This window comes from Novosphingobium sp. SG751A, assembly GCF_013149295.1.
In the GTDB taxonomy this organism is placed as follows: Bacteria; Pseudomonadota; Alphaproteobacteria; order Sphingomonadales; family Sphingomonadaceae; genus Novosphingobium.
In genome coordinates, this window is record NZ_JABGCB010000001.1 from 376,529 (window position 1) to 389,407 (window position 12,879).

Consider the following 12,879-nt stretch of genomic DNA (forward strand, 5'->3'; position numbering starts at 1 on the left):
CGCGCCTAACAGATCACTCAGTCCTCATCATCCCCAATCCACAGGTGATGACTGTCGATCCGCAGGCGCGTGATGGCGGCATGGGCGTCGCCGCGCGCGATGCTCTCAGCGCGCGCGGCATCCTGCGTCTGACGCTCGGCCAGCAACAGTTCGGACAGGTCGAGCGCGCCCGCCTGAAACCCGCGCCGCACCTTGACCAGCGCGGCCTCCTGAGCGCGCCGACTGGCATCGGCGCGTTCCCATGCATGCAATGCAGCCTGCGCGCCGGCCAGATCGGAATCGGCCGTTTCTTGCAAAGTCCGGCGCACGACCTGCAAATCGGCCCCGGCGGCGGCGGCATTGGCTCCGGCCTGATCGGCCAGAGCGCTGCGTCGCCCATTGCCAAAGGGCATGATGAAGATCAGCCCCGCGCCCCGTTCGATGCCGCCCTTGTCGGAAAAGACGCGCACGCCCACCTGCGGATCGGCGATCCGGTCGGCGCGGGCGCGCTCGGCGCTGGCATCGGCCATATGGGCGGTGGCCTCGGCGGCGGCGATCTCGTGGCTACGCGCAAATACCAGATCGCGCAGATGCGTCAGCCCTCCCTCGGGCTCATGCGGAACGGGAATTGCCTCGGCATGATCGGGCAGAGTCATGGCGGGAAACTGCGCCTGCAGCCGGCTGCGCGCGACCTTTTCGCGCCCGCTCGACCTTTCGGCGGCCAATCGCGCCGCCTCCAGCGCCGCCACCGTCTGATCGGCCTCCAGCACCGAGGCATCGCGCAGCTCCACCCGCCGCTTCACTGCGGAGAGCAAGGTCTGGTAATTGGCCACGCTCTGGCGATCCACCTCGGCCTCGCTGGCGGCCGAAAGCCATGCCCACCAGTAATCGGCCAGCATCAGCGCGGTCTGATGGCGGGTGTCCTCGGCGCGGTTCTTCTGCGCGGTCAGCCCATATTGGCCGATCTCGCGGTCCAGCCGCACCTTGCCCGGCCAACGCACGCCTTTGGTCAGTTGCGCCTCGAATTCGTCATAGACGCTTTCCTGAACAATGGACCGCCTATTGTATGAAGTTTGCAGATTGTAATCGTAAGGCCCGCGCTCCAGCACGCGCACTTCGGCCTCGGCGGCGCGGGTGCGGGCGTTGGCGGCCTCGACGCCGGGGTGGCTGGCCAGCGCCTGCGCCACGGCGGCCGGATCGGGCAGGCCCGGTTCAGGCGCGGCGGCCATCACCGGCAAGGGAGCAAGGCAAAGGGCGAGGGAGAGAAACTTACGCATCGGCTTTCTCCGCGCGGGTTTCGCCAAACCGTTCATACAGGATCGGCAAGAGCACCAGCGTGAGCAGAGTGGAGGTAATCAGCCCGCCGATCACCACGATGGCCAGCGGCTTTTGAATTTCCGAGCCCGGCCCGGTTGCGAACAGCAAAGGCACAAGGCCAAAGGCGGCAATCGTGGCCGTCATCATCACGGGCCGCAGACGTCGCCGCGCCCCCACCCGCACTGCCTGCGCCAGATCCATGCCGCCATCGCGCAATTGCCGGAAATAGCTGACCATGACCAAGCCGTTGAGCACGGCAATGCCCAGCAGCGCGATAAAACCGACCGATGCGGGCACCGAAAGATACTCGCCCGAGACGGCGAGCGAGACCATACCCCCCACCAGCGCAAAGGGAATATTGACCAGAATGAGCAGCGAGGCCCGCACCGAGGACAGCGTGGCGTAAAGCACGACAAAGATCATCAGCAGCGCAATCGGCAACACCACCATCAGACGAGCCGAGGCGCGCTGCTGGTTCTCAAACTGGCCGCCCCAGACAATGCGATAGCCCTGCGGCAATTTCACATTGGCGCCGATGTCCGCCTTGGCCTGCTGCACATAGCCCACCAGATCGCGCCCGCCGACAAAGGCCTGCACCATGGCAAAGCGCGAGCCGTTTTCATGCTCGACCTTGACCGGGCCTTCGGTGCGTTCAACCTTGGCCACATCGCTGGCACGCACCAGTTGGCCGGTGGGGCTGCGATAGAGGCGGTCGGCGAAACTGGCCGGATTGGCGGCCTCGCCCTCGCCCCGGATCAGGATCGGCACGCGGCGCAGCCCTTCGGCCACCACGCCCGAACGCACGCCTTCCAGTTCGGAACGCATCGCATCCTGAAGCGTGTCGATGGGCATGCCCACGCGGCCCGCCGCCGTGCGGTCGATGTCGATCTGCAGATAGTCCACCTTGTCATTGGCCACGGTCAACGCCTCGCTGGTACCGGGAATAGCGCGCAGGCGGCGCTGGACCTCGCCCGCAAGGCGGCCCAGTTCGGCGCTGTCGGGGCCAAAGATCTTGATCGCCAGATCGCCGCGCGCGCCGGTCAGCATTTCGGAAATGCGCATCTCGATCGGCTGGGTAAAACTGGTCTGGACGCCGGGCAGATTGGCCACCGCCTTGCGGATTTCATTGACCAGCCATTCCTTGTCGCCCACGCGCCATTCGCTGCGGGGTTTCAGGATGATGAAACTGTCCGTCTCGTTCAACCCCATCGGGTCGAGGCCCAATTCGTCCGAGCCCGTGCGCGATATGACATTGGTCACCTCGGGCACCTTGGACATGATCGCCTTTTGCGCGGCATGGTCGATTTCCATACTATGCGGCAGAGAAATCGAGGGCAGCTTGGTGAGCTGAACAATGGCCGAGCCTTCATCCATCGTCGGCAGGAAAGTCTTGCCCGTCATCTGATAGGCCACCACCGCCAGCACCAGCGACAGGCCCGCCGTAATGAACACCGGCAACCGATGCGCAAAGGCCCAGTCGAGCAACCGCCCATAACGCGGCGACAAATGCCGCATCAGCCATGGTTCGTGATGGGCATCACCCTGTTTCAACCCGAAAAAGGACAGCACCGGCACCAAAGTCAGCGCCAGCACCAGCGCTGATAGCAGCGCCAGCACGATGGTCAGCGCGACCGGGGCAAACAGCTTGCCCTCCAGCCCCTCAAGCGTCAGCAGCGGCAGGAACACCAGCGCGATAATGGCAAGGCCGCTGGCGACAGGCGTGGCGACTTCGGCGGCAGCGACGAACACATTGTGCAGCCGCCCGGCCCCGGCATGGCGCGGATCATTCATCCGCTCGACCACATTTTCAACCACCACGACCGCGCCATCGACCAGCATGCCCACCGCAATGGCCAGCCCGCCAAGGCTCATCAGATTGGCCGTCAGCCCCACCGCGCGCATGGCGATAAAGGTCAGCAGCACCGCCATGGGCAGCGCCAGCGCCACGATCACCGAGGCGCGCACGTCGCCAAGGAAGAGCAGCAGCAGCACGACCACCAGCAACGTCGCCTCGATCAGCGCCTCTTCCACCGTGCCCACCGCGCGTTCGATCAGATCGGAGCGGTCATAGAAGGTCGCGATCTTCATACCCTTGGGCAGGCTGGGCTTCAGCTCCTCGATCCGCGCCTTCACGCCATCGACGATCTTGGCCGCATCCACGCCGCGCAGGCCGATGACAATGCCTTCGACTGCCTCGCCGCGCGCGCCCTGGCTGACCGCGCCGTATCGCGTCAACGCCCCGATCCGCACCCGCGCCACATCGCCCACGCGCACCACGCGGCCGGTCGAGGATTTGACCACCACCGCCGACAGGTCCGCCACATTGCGGATCGCGCCTGAGGAGCGCACGATCAAGGCCTCCTCGCCCGCGACCAGACGCCCCGCGCCATCATTGCGGTTCGAGGTGTTGATCGCCTCGGACAGGTCGGTCACCGTCAGCCCCGCGGCTGCCAGCGCCTGATTGTCGGGCACCACCTCATAGCTTTCGGCCAGACCGCCCAGCGCGTTCACATCGGCCACCCCCGGCACCGTGCGCAGCGCAGGCCGGATCACCCAGTCCAGCACCCGGCGCTTTTCCGCCAGATCCTGCGGACCTTCGATGGTAAACATGAACATGTCGGTCAAAGGCGTGGCAATCGGCGCCAGACCGCCGCTGACCGTGGCGGGCAGATTGCCCATCACCCCCGTCAGCCGCTCGTTGACCTGATTGCGCGCCCAGTAAATATCGGTGCTATCATCAAAATTGATGGTAACGTCGGCAATCGCATATTTGGCCACAGAGCGCAGCACGGTCTGATGCGGGATGCCCAGCATTTCCATTTCGATGGGGGCCACCACGCGGCTTTCCACCTCTTCGGGCGTCATGCCGGGGGCCTTCAGGATCACCTTGACCTGAGTTGAGGAAATATCGGGAAAGGCGTCAATCGGCAGATTGAGAAAGGACCATACGCCCCATCCCGCCAGCGCCAGCGCGATCGCCAGCACCGCTATCCGCGCGCTCAGCGCCCGTTCGACCAGTTTGCGCAGCATCGGATCAGGCCCCTGCGAAAATGGCTTTGAGTTCGGCCACGCCCTTGGTGACCACCTGCGCATGGGCGTCCAGCCCCGACCCAATCACCATGCGCCCGCCGCTCTCGCCCGCGACCTTGACCACCTGACGGCGGAAATTCTTGCCGTCGCGGACAAAGACCACATCATGCCCGTCGACATTGGCCACCGCCGTGCGCGCCACGCTGACGCCCTTGGCCGTTTCGCCTGCGGCCTCGATGACCGCCGTCACGCCCTTGCCGGGGATCAGGCCCGCATCGCCCGCCACACTGGCCCGCGCCACCAGCGACCGCGTCATCGGATCGAGCGAGGTGCCCACCGAGAGCAATTTGCCCACCGCGCGCCGCCCGTCCTGTTCAACCGCCACGGGCATGCCTGGGTGCAATTTGCCCGCCAGCCTTTCGGGCAATTGCAGATCGAGGCGAAGTGCAGCAATATTCTCCACCACAAAGGGCGCGCCATCGGTGCTGACCGCGCCGCCGGTTTCCACGCTGACGCTGGCCACGCGGCCCGCGATGGGCGAACGCAATGTCACCGTGCCATCGCGCGACGCGCCGCCCAGCGCCAGCAGGCGGCGGTTTTCCGCCAAAGTCGCCTGCACCGCGCGCAGATTGGCCACCGCTTCCTCGGCGCGCGAGGGGGCGATCACGCCTTCCTTCGCCAATTGGCTGAGGCGGGCGGCATTGGCCTGCGCCACGGGCAATTCGGCCTGCGAACGCGCCATCGCCCCGCTGAACTGCACCGATTCGGCGGCCTTGACCACGCCCAGCACCGCGCCGCGCGCTACCTCCTGCCCCGGTATCACCAGCACCTTGACCGCCGTGCCGCCAAAGGGAGACGTTACCGCCACGCGCGCCTCGGGCGGCAGCGATACGGTGGCCGGAACGCTGGCCAGCGGGATCGGCGCATCGCCCTGTGCAGGCTCGACCGTAATGCCCAGTTCCTTGACCTGCGCTTCGCTGAGCGCCACCAGATCACCCTGGGGACTGGGCGCTTCAGGCGCGGCCTCCTGGGGGCTACGCGAACAGGCGGAAAGCAGGGCGAGTGCGGCACCGGCGGCCAGCAGGGAGTTTTTGCGCATCATGGCCGCCGCCATGGCGCACAAAGCTGACAGGAACTTGTCAGTTTCGTATGGCAGGTCCAATAGTCATGACCGACAGGGAAACAGGGACTCAAGGCTTGCGGCTGTTGTTGATCGAGGATGACGGCGAATTGGCAAGCCGCCTGAGCAATCGCCTGCGCGATGCCGGGTTTGCCGTGGATATCGCCGGATCGCAGGCCGATGGCGAAGGCTGGCCCGATCTGGACAAGATCGCCGCGATCATCCTCGACCTTGGATTGCCCGATGGCAACGGGCTGGATCTGCTGCGCTATTGGCGGGCGCGGCGGGTCGATTGCCCGGTGCTGATCCTGACGGCGCGGGGAAGCTGGCAGGACAAGGTGGAGGGATTGAACGCGGGGGCCGATGATTTCGTGGTGAAACCGGTTCGTTTCGAGGAATTGCTGGCGCGGCTTCACGCGCTGCTGCGCCGCCACAGCGGCCGGCGCGCGCAATGGATCGAGGCGGGCGGGGTGCGTCTCGATCCGGTGGGGCGCAATGCCGAGGTGGACGGGGCGGCGCTGTCGCTGTCCAAACAGGAGTTTCGCCTGTTACAACTCTTTGTCCGCCGCCCCGGTCAGGTCTTGTCCCAAGGCGATATTCTCGAGCATCTCTATGACCTTGACGCCCAGCGCGACCTGAACGCCATCGAGGTGCTGGTCAGCCGTTTGCGGCGCAAGGTGGGCGCGGGACGGATCAAGACCCTGCGCGGCCTTGGCTACAGGTTTGAGGCATGAAGCGCGTGCTGACCCCCGCCCGATTTGCCGCGCACAGCCTGCGGCTGCGGTTTTTGCTGGCGATCCTGTTATGGGTGGCGCTGGGCATCGGCGGCATCTGGTATTCGGCCACGCGCGTGTTCACCCGCCATATCGAGGCACAATATCACGACGAACTCTATGGCCATGTGCGCGAACTGGCCGGATTGGTGAATATTTCAAAGGACAGCCATCTTTCGCTCTCGCGCCCGCTGTCCGATCCGCGCTATCTCGAACCGATGTCGGGCTATTACTGGCAGGTGTCGGTGCATCGGGGCGACCGTATCCATTCGGCCTCGATGGTACGCGGCGAGATTGACGAGGACATCGCCCATTCGCCCGAGATCTTCCATTCAATCGACAATGGCCCGACCGGCAAGACCATCGCCTATGGCTTTACCGGGTTCACTCCCGATGGCCGGGTGGTCCATTATGTGATCGCGGTTGATAAACGCTATCTGGATCAGACCATCGCCAGTTTCACACGTGAATTGACGCTGTGGCTGACGGCGCTGGCGACGGCGCTGCTCATTACCGGCTATGCGGTGGTGCTGTTTGGCCTTCGCCCGCTCAACCGTCTGGCCACGGCCATCGGCCAATTGCGCGAGGGCACCAGCGCCCGGCTCGAAGGCGCCTATCCATCGGAAATCGCGCCTTTGGTCGAGGATTTGAACGCCTATATCGCAGGCAATGAGGCGGTGATCGAACGTGCGCGGGTCGAGGCGGGCAATCTTGCCCATGGGCTGCGCACACCGCTGGCGGTCATCACCGACGAGGCCGAAAGGCTGGCCCGACAGCCCGAAAGCGCAAGGGCAGCGCGCGCTCTGCTCGATCAGGCACATGTGATGGTGCAGCAGATCGACTTTCGCCTGGCGCGCACCCGTTCGGCGGCGGGCGCACGCGCTTCGCTGCGGGTCAGCCATTTGCCCGAGGCCGTTTTGCCCATCCTTTCTGCCATGCGCAAATTGCATCCCGATTGCGCCTTTGAACTCTCGGCCCCCATCCCGGTGCGCATGGCCATCGACCCGGTGGACCTGTCCGAACTGGTCTCCAACCTGCTGGACAATGCCGGGAAATGGGCGCGCCGCAGCGTGGTGCTGACCATTGCCGAGGGGCCGCGTATCCGCGTGGAGGATGACGGGCCCGGCATGAGCGAGGAGCAGATCGCCCGCGCCTGCGAGATAGGCAGCCGGTTCGACGCCGATATGCCCGGCAGCGGCCTTGGCCTTGCCATCGCGCGCGACATTGCCGAAGCCTATGGGCTGCGCCTCAGGCTTTCCTCGCCGCCGGGCGGCGGACTGATTGCAGAGCTGGTATGAAGATTCTCTGGCAAACAGCCATTATCATGGCCTTTTATGGCATAGGCGAAATCATTGCCCGCCTGACCCATGCCCCTCTGCCCGCCAGTGTGATCAGTCTGGCGCTGATCCTGATCGCGCTGCATCGGCGCTGGATCAAACCGGCGCAATTGCGCGATGGGGCACATGGTTTGCTGGGTCGGATGCTGCTGTTTTTCGTGCCTGCCGTGCCGGTTCTGATCGAACATCGTGAATTTGCGGGCCTCTTGGGGGTCCGCCTGTTGCTCGTGGTGGCAATCGGCACTGTGCTGGTGATGGCGGTAACTGGCGCGGTGGTGCAAATGGTGGCGGGCGCCGATGATTGACCCTACCAATGATTGACGGGGCCGCAACCGCCCTATGGTCCGCCCTCACGCTGGCCAGTTTTGGCGTCACGCGCGCGGCTCATCGGCGCTGGCCGCGCTGGTGGCTGATGCCGCTGATCACGGCGCCGCTGGGGATCGCGCTGATTTTGCTGGTGTTTCATGTGCCCTATGCGGCCTATCGCGCCGGGGCGGGATGGCTGCTGTGGATGCTGGGCCCGGCGGTCACCGCCTTTGCCGTGCCGATCTATGACCAGCGCGCGATGATCCGCCGCTATTGGCGTCCGCTGCTGGCCGGGATGATCGCGGGCAGCGCCACCTCTTTCCTCTCGGGCTGGGCGCTGGCGAGCGCGCTGGGCATTGACGGACCTTTGCGCCTCTCACTGCTGCCGCGCTCGGTCAGCACGCCTTTTGCCATGGCGATTTCGGCCGAAATCGGCGGCATGCCCGATATCACCGCCGTTTTCGTGATCGCCACCGGCATTCTTGGTGCCCTGCTGGGCGAAGTCGCGGTGATGCGCGGCCTACCCTCGGGGCGAACCGCGCAGGGGGCCATGGTCGGTGTAGCCGCCCATGCCATCGGCACTGCACAGGTGCAGTCGCTCCACCCCCGCGTGGGGGCCGTGGCGGGCATGGCGATGGTGCTGACGGGGCTTTTGAACCTTGCCCTTGCGCCGCTGGTTCTTTGGTTTCTACCTGCTTAACCGGCGCGGCCTGTTTTGGCGCCGGAACCGAGGCAATGGCGCGACGGGAAGGCAAAAACTTTCCGCCCTGTTAACTTTTTAAGCCTAGTATCTAGGCCTCCGTGGAGGTCGATTTTCGTGAATATGAAAAGTTATCAGTGTTTTGGTAAATCAGGTTCCGGCGGTCAAGGCGGCCGGGGAGATAATCAGCGTGTCGATTTGTCCGCCGTTTGCGAAGTGCGACAAGGCATGGCTGAATGGCGCCGCGTCACGCTGGATGAACTCTCGCCCGGCGGCTTTCGCATCAACCGTTTTGGCGAAGCGGACCCCAGCCAGCCTCTGCGCATTCGCATTCCGGGCCTGCAAATGCTTTCCGCCCGGATTGTATGGCAAAAGGATGGCGCGATTGGCTGCGCCTTTGCCGCCCCGCTGCATGCCGCCGTTTTTGAACACATCACTCGCAGCCTGACCCGCTAAATCAACGGACCTTGCGGCCAAAGCGGCGTGTCGGAAGCGAGCGCCGCACCGTCTGAGGCACCAGAATCGGCTGCGCCCTCAGGCTGGATCGGCGGGCCAAATGGCAGGCGATGATCTGATCGGGGTCCCAATCATCACTTTCGTCGCGCCCGTCCTGCGACGCTGCTTTGCGTCTGCGCCCGGATTCGCGCAGGTGCAGGACCAGCGCGACAAAGCCGACAAACAGACCGACCCCCACCAGTCCCAGCACCAGCAGCATCCCGCCGGTCGAGGCCCAGGCCATATCGGCGATCTGTTTAAGATCGAACATCATCGAAGAGATGCCCCAGATGGCGGCAAAGCTGAGCGCAAATATATTGCGCAATATCGAACCCACAGTATCGAACAGGCTGAACATCACTAGCACCTCGCCAGCAAAGCATAATGTTGGCTGGTTAATGACGTGCTAACCCTAAACCGCAAACCTCGTAAAAATACGAGGACCAACGAAAGAGGGCGGAAAGCTTTCGCTTCCCGCCCCCATTTCCTTACGCAGATGACTGCGATCCGATATGGCCGAATCAGATATGAATCGCCCGGCCATAGGCCGCCAACGTCGCTTCATGCATCATTTCCGACAGGGTCGGATGCGGGAAGACGGTGTTCATCAGTTCGACTTCGGTGGTTTCCAGCGTCTTGCCAACCACATAGCCCTGAATGAGTTCGGTCACTTCCGCGCCGATCATGTGCGCGCCCAGCAATTCGCCGGTCTTGGCGTCGAACACGGTCTTGATGAAGCCTTCCGGCTCACCCAGAGCGATGGCCTTGCCATTGCCGATGAAGGGGAAATTGCCGACCTTGAGCGTATACCCGGCTTCCTTGGCTTTGGCCTCGGTCAGGCCGACGCTGGCCACCTGCGGGTGGCAATAGGTGCAGCCCGGGATGTTGCGGCGGTCAAGACCGTGCGGATGCACTTCCTTGTTTCCCAGTTCCTGCGCGATGGCTTCGGCCGCCGTCACGCCTTCATGGCTGGCCTTGTGCGCCAGCCACGGGCCGGGCGTCACGTCGCCAATGGCCCACACACCCTTGACGCCGGTGCGGCCCAGCGGATCGGTGGAAATGATGCCGCGATCGGTTTTGATGCCCAGCGTTTCCAGACCGATGTTTTCCGTGTTGGCGACAACGCCCACGGCCACGATCACATGGCTGAACTCTTCCTCCGTCACCTTGCCGTCGGGAGCCTTGATCTTGGCCTTCACGCCCTTGGCGTCGGCGACCAGACCTTCCAGACCCGTCTTGGTGCGGATCTTGAAGCCCTGCTTGGTCAGCGACTTTTCAAGGAAGGCCGAGACGTCGGCGTCTTCGGCCGGAACGATGCGGTCGGCCATTTCGACAACCGTAACGTCCGCCCCCAGATCGTTGTAGAAGCTGGCAAATTCGATGCCGATCGCGCCCGAACCGATAACCAGCAGCTTGGTCGGCATTTCCTTGGGCGTCATCGCATGGCGATAGGTCCAGATGCGATTGCCATCGGCAGGGGCAAAGGGCAGATCGCGCGCACGCGCGCCGGTCGCCACGATAATGTGCTTGGCGGTCAGCGTTTCAGTGCCCTTCTCGCCGGTCACTTCCAGCTTGCCCGGGGCCAGCAGCTTGCCATTGCCCATATGGACCGTGACCTTGTTCTTCTTCATCAGATGCGTGACGCCCTGATTAAGCTGCTTGGCCACGCCGCGGCTGCGCGCGACCACAGCGGCCAGATCGGCGGCAACGCCCGTTGCCGACAGGCCGTAAGCCTTGGCATGCTGCATCTGGTGAAACACCTCGGCGCTGCGCAGCAGGGCCTTGGTCGGGATACAGCCCCAGTTGAGGCAGATGCCCCCCAGATTTTCGCGTTCGACAATCGCGGTCTTAAGGCCCAGCTGCGCGCTGCGGATCGCCGCGACATAGCCACCGGGGCCCGAACCCAGAACAATCACATCATACTGTTCAGCCACGTTGTTTACTCCTGAACCACCGAGCGGGGCCGCCCGGCGTCATCGACAGCCACAAAGGTAAAGACCGCTTCGGTCACCTTTTGCGCCTCGTGTTGAAAACGGTCGCGCCGCCATGCCTCGATGGCAATCGTCATCGAGGAGCGGCCCACCTTGCGGATTTCGCCATAGACCGAAACCTCATCGCCGACCTTGACCGGCTTGAGGAATTGCACGCCGTCCATGGCAATGGTCACGGCCCGGCCGCGCGAATGCCGCGCGGCCAGCAGCCCTGCCCCCATATCCATCTGACACAGCAGCCACCCGCCGAAGATGTCGCCATAGGCATTGGCATCGGCGGGCATCGCGGTGACCCGGATGACCGGTTCAGTGGCGGGGCGCAGGGTCAAGGCCTCCATCTCAGGCCAGCAGGCCCAGCGGATTTTCGACCAGCTCGCGGAAGGCCGCCATCAGCTGAGCGCCATCGGCGCCGTCGATGGCGCGGTGGTCAAAGCTGCCCGTGGCGCACATCGCCGTGGCCACGCCCAGGCTGCCGTCTTCCAGCACCCAAGGGCGCTTTTCGCCGGCGCCGATGGCCATGATCATGCCCTGCGGCGGGTTGATGACGGCTTCGAACTGCTTGATACCCATCATGCCCATGTTCGACAGGCTGGCAGTGCCGCCGATGAACTCGGTCGGGGCCAGCTTGCCTTCCTTGGCGCGCTTGGCCAGATCGGCCATGCCGGTGCTGATCGCGGCCAGACCCTTGCCCGAAGCATCGGTAATGATCGGCGTAATCAGACCATTGGGGATCGAGACGGCCACCGACACGTCGGCGCGGCTGTATTGACGCAGCGTGTCACCAGCAAAAGCGACGTTGCACTGCGGCACCTGCGCCAGAGCAACGCCCAGCGCCTTGATCAGCATGTCATTGACCGACAGCTTGACCTTGCGCGCGGCCAACGCCGCGTTCAGTTCGCCGCGCAGCTTGAGCAGCGCATCAAGACGGATATCCACGGTCAGGTAGATATGCGGCACCTGCTGCTTCGACTCGGTCAGGCGACGCGCAATCGTCTTGCGCATGGTCGAGAGCGGCAGATCCTCATGCGGGATACCAAAGTCGGGCAGAGCCGCCGCGACCGGGGCCGGAGCCGCCACAGGCGCGGGAGCAGCAGCCGGAGCCGCCGCCGCAACAGGAGCCGCAGCGCCCGGCTGCGTGCCTTCAACGTCGACCTTTACAATGCGGCCATTGGGGCCGGTGCCCTTGACGCCCGCCAGATCGACGCCCTTTTGCGCGGCAATCCGCTTGGCCAGCGGCGAGGCAACCACGCGGTCGCCGGTCTTGACCGGAGCCACCGTGGCCGCAGCCGCAGGAGCCGGCGCCGCAGCAGCAACAGGAGCGGGGGCAGCAGCGGCAGCAGGAGCAGCCTTGGCCACCGGGGCCGAGGCATCTTCACCCTCGCCCGCCAGTTGGGCGATCACGGTGCCGACCTTCACATTGTCGGTGCCTTCGGCGATTTCGATGGCGACAATCGTGCCTTCGTCCACCGCTTCGAATTCCATCGTAGCCTTATCGGTTTCAATCTCGGCCATGATATCGCCAGCGCTAACCGTATCGCCCACTTTAACCAGCCAGCGGGCCAGTTTCCCCTGCTCCATCGTGGGAGACAGAGCGGGCATCTTGATCGAGATCGGCATGAGGGCTTCTCGTCCTTATGGCTAATTTTAGAATCGGTCTGCTTCTGCCGGGGATTGTCGCAATCGGCAAGATGCTTGAGCCGAATAGGAATGTGCTTGATGGCTTAACCCACAAAACTTATGACCTGTGCGCGCCGTGCGACAAGGGCAAAGACGCGCGTTCCCGGCCAAAATTGCTTCCCTGTTGCGATTGTGTCATCACCACGCACGCCAA

Annotated in this window: 12 protein-coding genes; 5 read left to right on the top strand and 7 right to left on the bottom strand. The window is 64.2% G+C overall.

The features are described 5' to 3' along the window. Positions 1 to 17: 17 nt before the first annotated feature. The 3 genes from FHW96_RS02055 to FHW96_RS02065 are packed head-to-tail and all read right to left on the bottom strand — an operon-like array spanning position 18 to position 5,428. Positions 18 to 1,256: a TolC family protein gene (locus FHW96_RS02055; protein WP_172338875.1), complete on the bottom strand. Its 1,239-nt coding sequence runs from the start codon at positions 1,254 to 1,256 to the stop codon at positions 18 to 20. After that, positions 1,249 to 4,326, bottom strand: a complete 3,078-nt coding sequence (locus FHW96_RS02060) for an efflux RND transporter permease subunit (protein WP_172338876.1) — start codon at positions 4,324 to 4,326, stop codon at positions 1,249 to 1,251. Before FHW96_RS02060 ends, FHW96_RS02055 begins: the two co-directional genes overlap by 8 nt. A 4-nt stretch (positions 4,327 to 4,330) precedes the next feature. Further along, the gene (locus FHW96_RS02065; RefSeq protein WP_253950680.1) at positions 4,331 to 5,428 is read right to left on the bottom strand and encodes an efflux RND transporter periplasmic adaptor subunit; all 1,098 of its coding nucleotides are present in this window, start codon (positions 5,426 to 5,428) and stop codon (positions 4,331 to 4,333) included. A gap of 65 nt (positions 5,429 to 5,493) precedes the next feature. Here FHW96_RS02065 and FHW96_RS02070 point away from each other — a divergent pair, with 65 nt between their 5' ends. From FHW96_RS02070 to FHW96_RS02090, 5 genes are all read left to right on the top strand, one after another. Then, the gene (locus FHW96_RS02070) at positions 5,494 to 6,180 is read left to right on the top strand and encodes a response regulator transcription factor (RefSeq protein WP_253950681.1); all 687 of its coding nucleotides are present in this window, start codon (positions 5,494 to 5,496) and stop codon (positions 6,178 to 6,180) included. Further along, positions 6,177 to 7,517 carry an ATP-binding protein gene (locus tag FHW96_RS02075; protein ID WP_172338877.1) on the top strand — a complete coding sequence of 447 codons (1,341 nt, stop codon included), beginning with the start codon at positions 6,177 to 6,179 and terminating at the stop codon, positions 7,515 to 7,517. The genes FHW96_RS02070 and FHW96_RS02075 overlap by 4 nt, the downstream gene beginning before the upstream one ends. A gap of 26 nt (positions 7,518 to 7,543) precedes the next feature. Next, positions 7,544 to 7,861, top strand: coding sequence for a CidA/LrgA family protein (locus FHW96_RS02080; RefSeq protein WP_216650733.1), 318 nt, complete (start codon positions 7,544 to 7,546; stop codon positions 7,859 to 7,861). A gap of 8 nt (positions 7,862 to 7,869) precedes the next feature. Continuing rightward, positions 7,870 to 8,562, top strand: a complete 693-nt coding sequence (locus FHW96_RS02085; RefSeq protein WP_172338879.1) for an LrgB family protein — start codon at positions 7,870 to 7,872, stop codon at positions 8,560 to 8,562. Positions 8,563 to 8,685: 123 nt separating this feature from the next. Then, positions 8,686 to 9,018, top strand: coding sequence for a PilZ domain-containing protein (locus FHW96_RS02090; protein ID WP_371815611.1), 333 nt, complete (start codon positions 8,686 to 8,688; stop codon positions 9,016 to 9,018). A gap of 1 nt (position 9,019) precedes the next feature. Here the strand turns inward: FHW96_RS02090 and FHW96_RS02095 are convergent, their stop codons facing one another. The 4 genes from FHW96_RS02095 to FHW96_RS02110 form a co-directional block, all read right to left on the bottom strand. Then, a complete protein-coding gene (locus tag FHW96_RS02095; protein ID WP_172338881.1) occupies positions 9,020 to 9,415 on the bottom strand; it encodes a hypothetical protein in 396 nt (131 codons plus the stop codon). A 163-nt stretch (positions 9,416 to 9,578) separates the two neighbouring features. Beyond that, positions 9,579 to 10,991 carry a dihydrolipoyl dehydrogenase gene (lpdA, locus tag FHW96_RS02100; RefSeq protein ID WP_172338882.1) on the bottom strand — a complete coding sequence of 471 codons (1,413 nt, stop codon included), beginning with the start codon at positions 10,989 to 10,991 and terminating at the stop codon, positions 9,579 to 9,581. Positions 10,992 to 10,996: 5 nt separating this feature from the next. After that, a complete protein-coding gene (locus FHW96_RS02105) occupies positions 10,997 to 11,332 on the bottom strand; it encodes an acyl-CoA thioesterase (protein WP_371815612.1) in 336 nt (111 codons plus the stop codon). A gap of 55 nt (positions 11,333 to 11,387) precedes the next feature. Continuing rightward, on the bottom strand, positions 11,388 to 12,665 hold the full coding sequence (locus FHW96_RS02110; protein ID WP_172338884.1) for a pyruvate dehydrogenase complex dihydrolipoamide acetyltransferase: 1,278 nt from the start codon (positions 12,663 to 12,665) through the stop codon (positions 11,388 to 11,390). Between the last annotated feature and the right edge of the window lie 214 nt (positions 12,666 to 12,879).

Coding starts and splice junctions, on each gene's coding strand:
- FHW96_RS02110 (WP_172338884.1), bottom strand. CDS start 12,665: ATGCCGATCTCGATCAAGATGCCCGCTCTGTCTCCCACGATGGAGCAG.
- FHW96_RS02085 (WP_172338879.1), top strand. CDS start 7,870: ATGATTGACGGGGCCGCAACCGCCCTATGGTCCGCCCTCACGCTGGCC.
- FHW96_RS02090 (WP_371815611.1), top strand. CDS start 8,686: ATGAAAAGTTATCAGTGTTTTGGTAAATCAGGTTCCGGCGGTCAAGGC.
- FHW96_RS02065 (WP_253950680.1), bottom strand. CDS start 5,428: ATGATGCGCAAAAACTCCCTGCTGGCCGCCGGTGCCGCACTCGCCCTG.
- FHW96_RS02070 (WP_253950681.1), top strand. CDS start 5,494: ATGACCGACAGGGAAACAGGGACTCAAGGCTTGCGGCTGTTGTTGATC.
- FHW96_RS02060 (WP_172338876.1), bottom strand. CDS start 4,326: ATGCTGCGCAAACTGGTCGAACGGGCGCTGAGCGCGCGGATAGCGGTG.
- FHW96_RS02055 (WP_172338875.1), bottom strand. CDS start 1,256: ATGCGTAAGTTTCTCTCCCTCGCCCTTTGCCTTGCTCCCTTGCCGGTG.
- FHW96_RS02105 (WP_371815612.1), bottom strand. CDS start 11,332: ATGCCCGCCGATGCCAATGCCTATGGCGACATCTTCGGCGGGTGGCTG.
- FHW96_RS02080 (WP_216650733.1), top strand. CDS start 7,544: ATGGCCTTTTATGGCATAGGCGAAATCATTGCCCGCCTGACCCATGCC.
- FHW96_RS02075 (WP_172338877.1), top strand. CDS start 6,177: ATGAAGCGCGTGCTGACCCCCGCCCGATTTGCCGCGCACAGCCTGCGG.
- FHW96_RS02095 (WP_172338881.1), bottom strand. CDS start 9,415: ATGTTCAGCCTGTTCGATACTGTGGGTTCGATATTGCGCAATATATTT.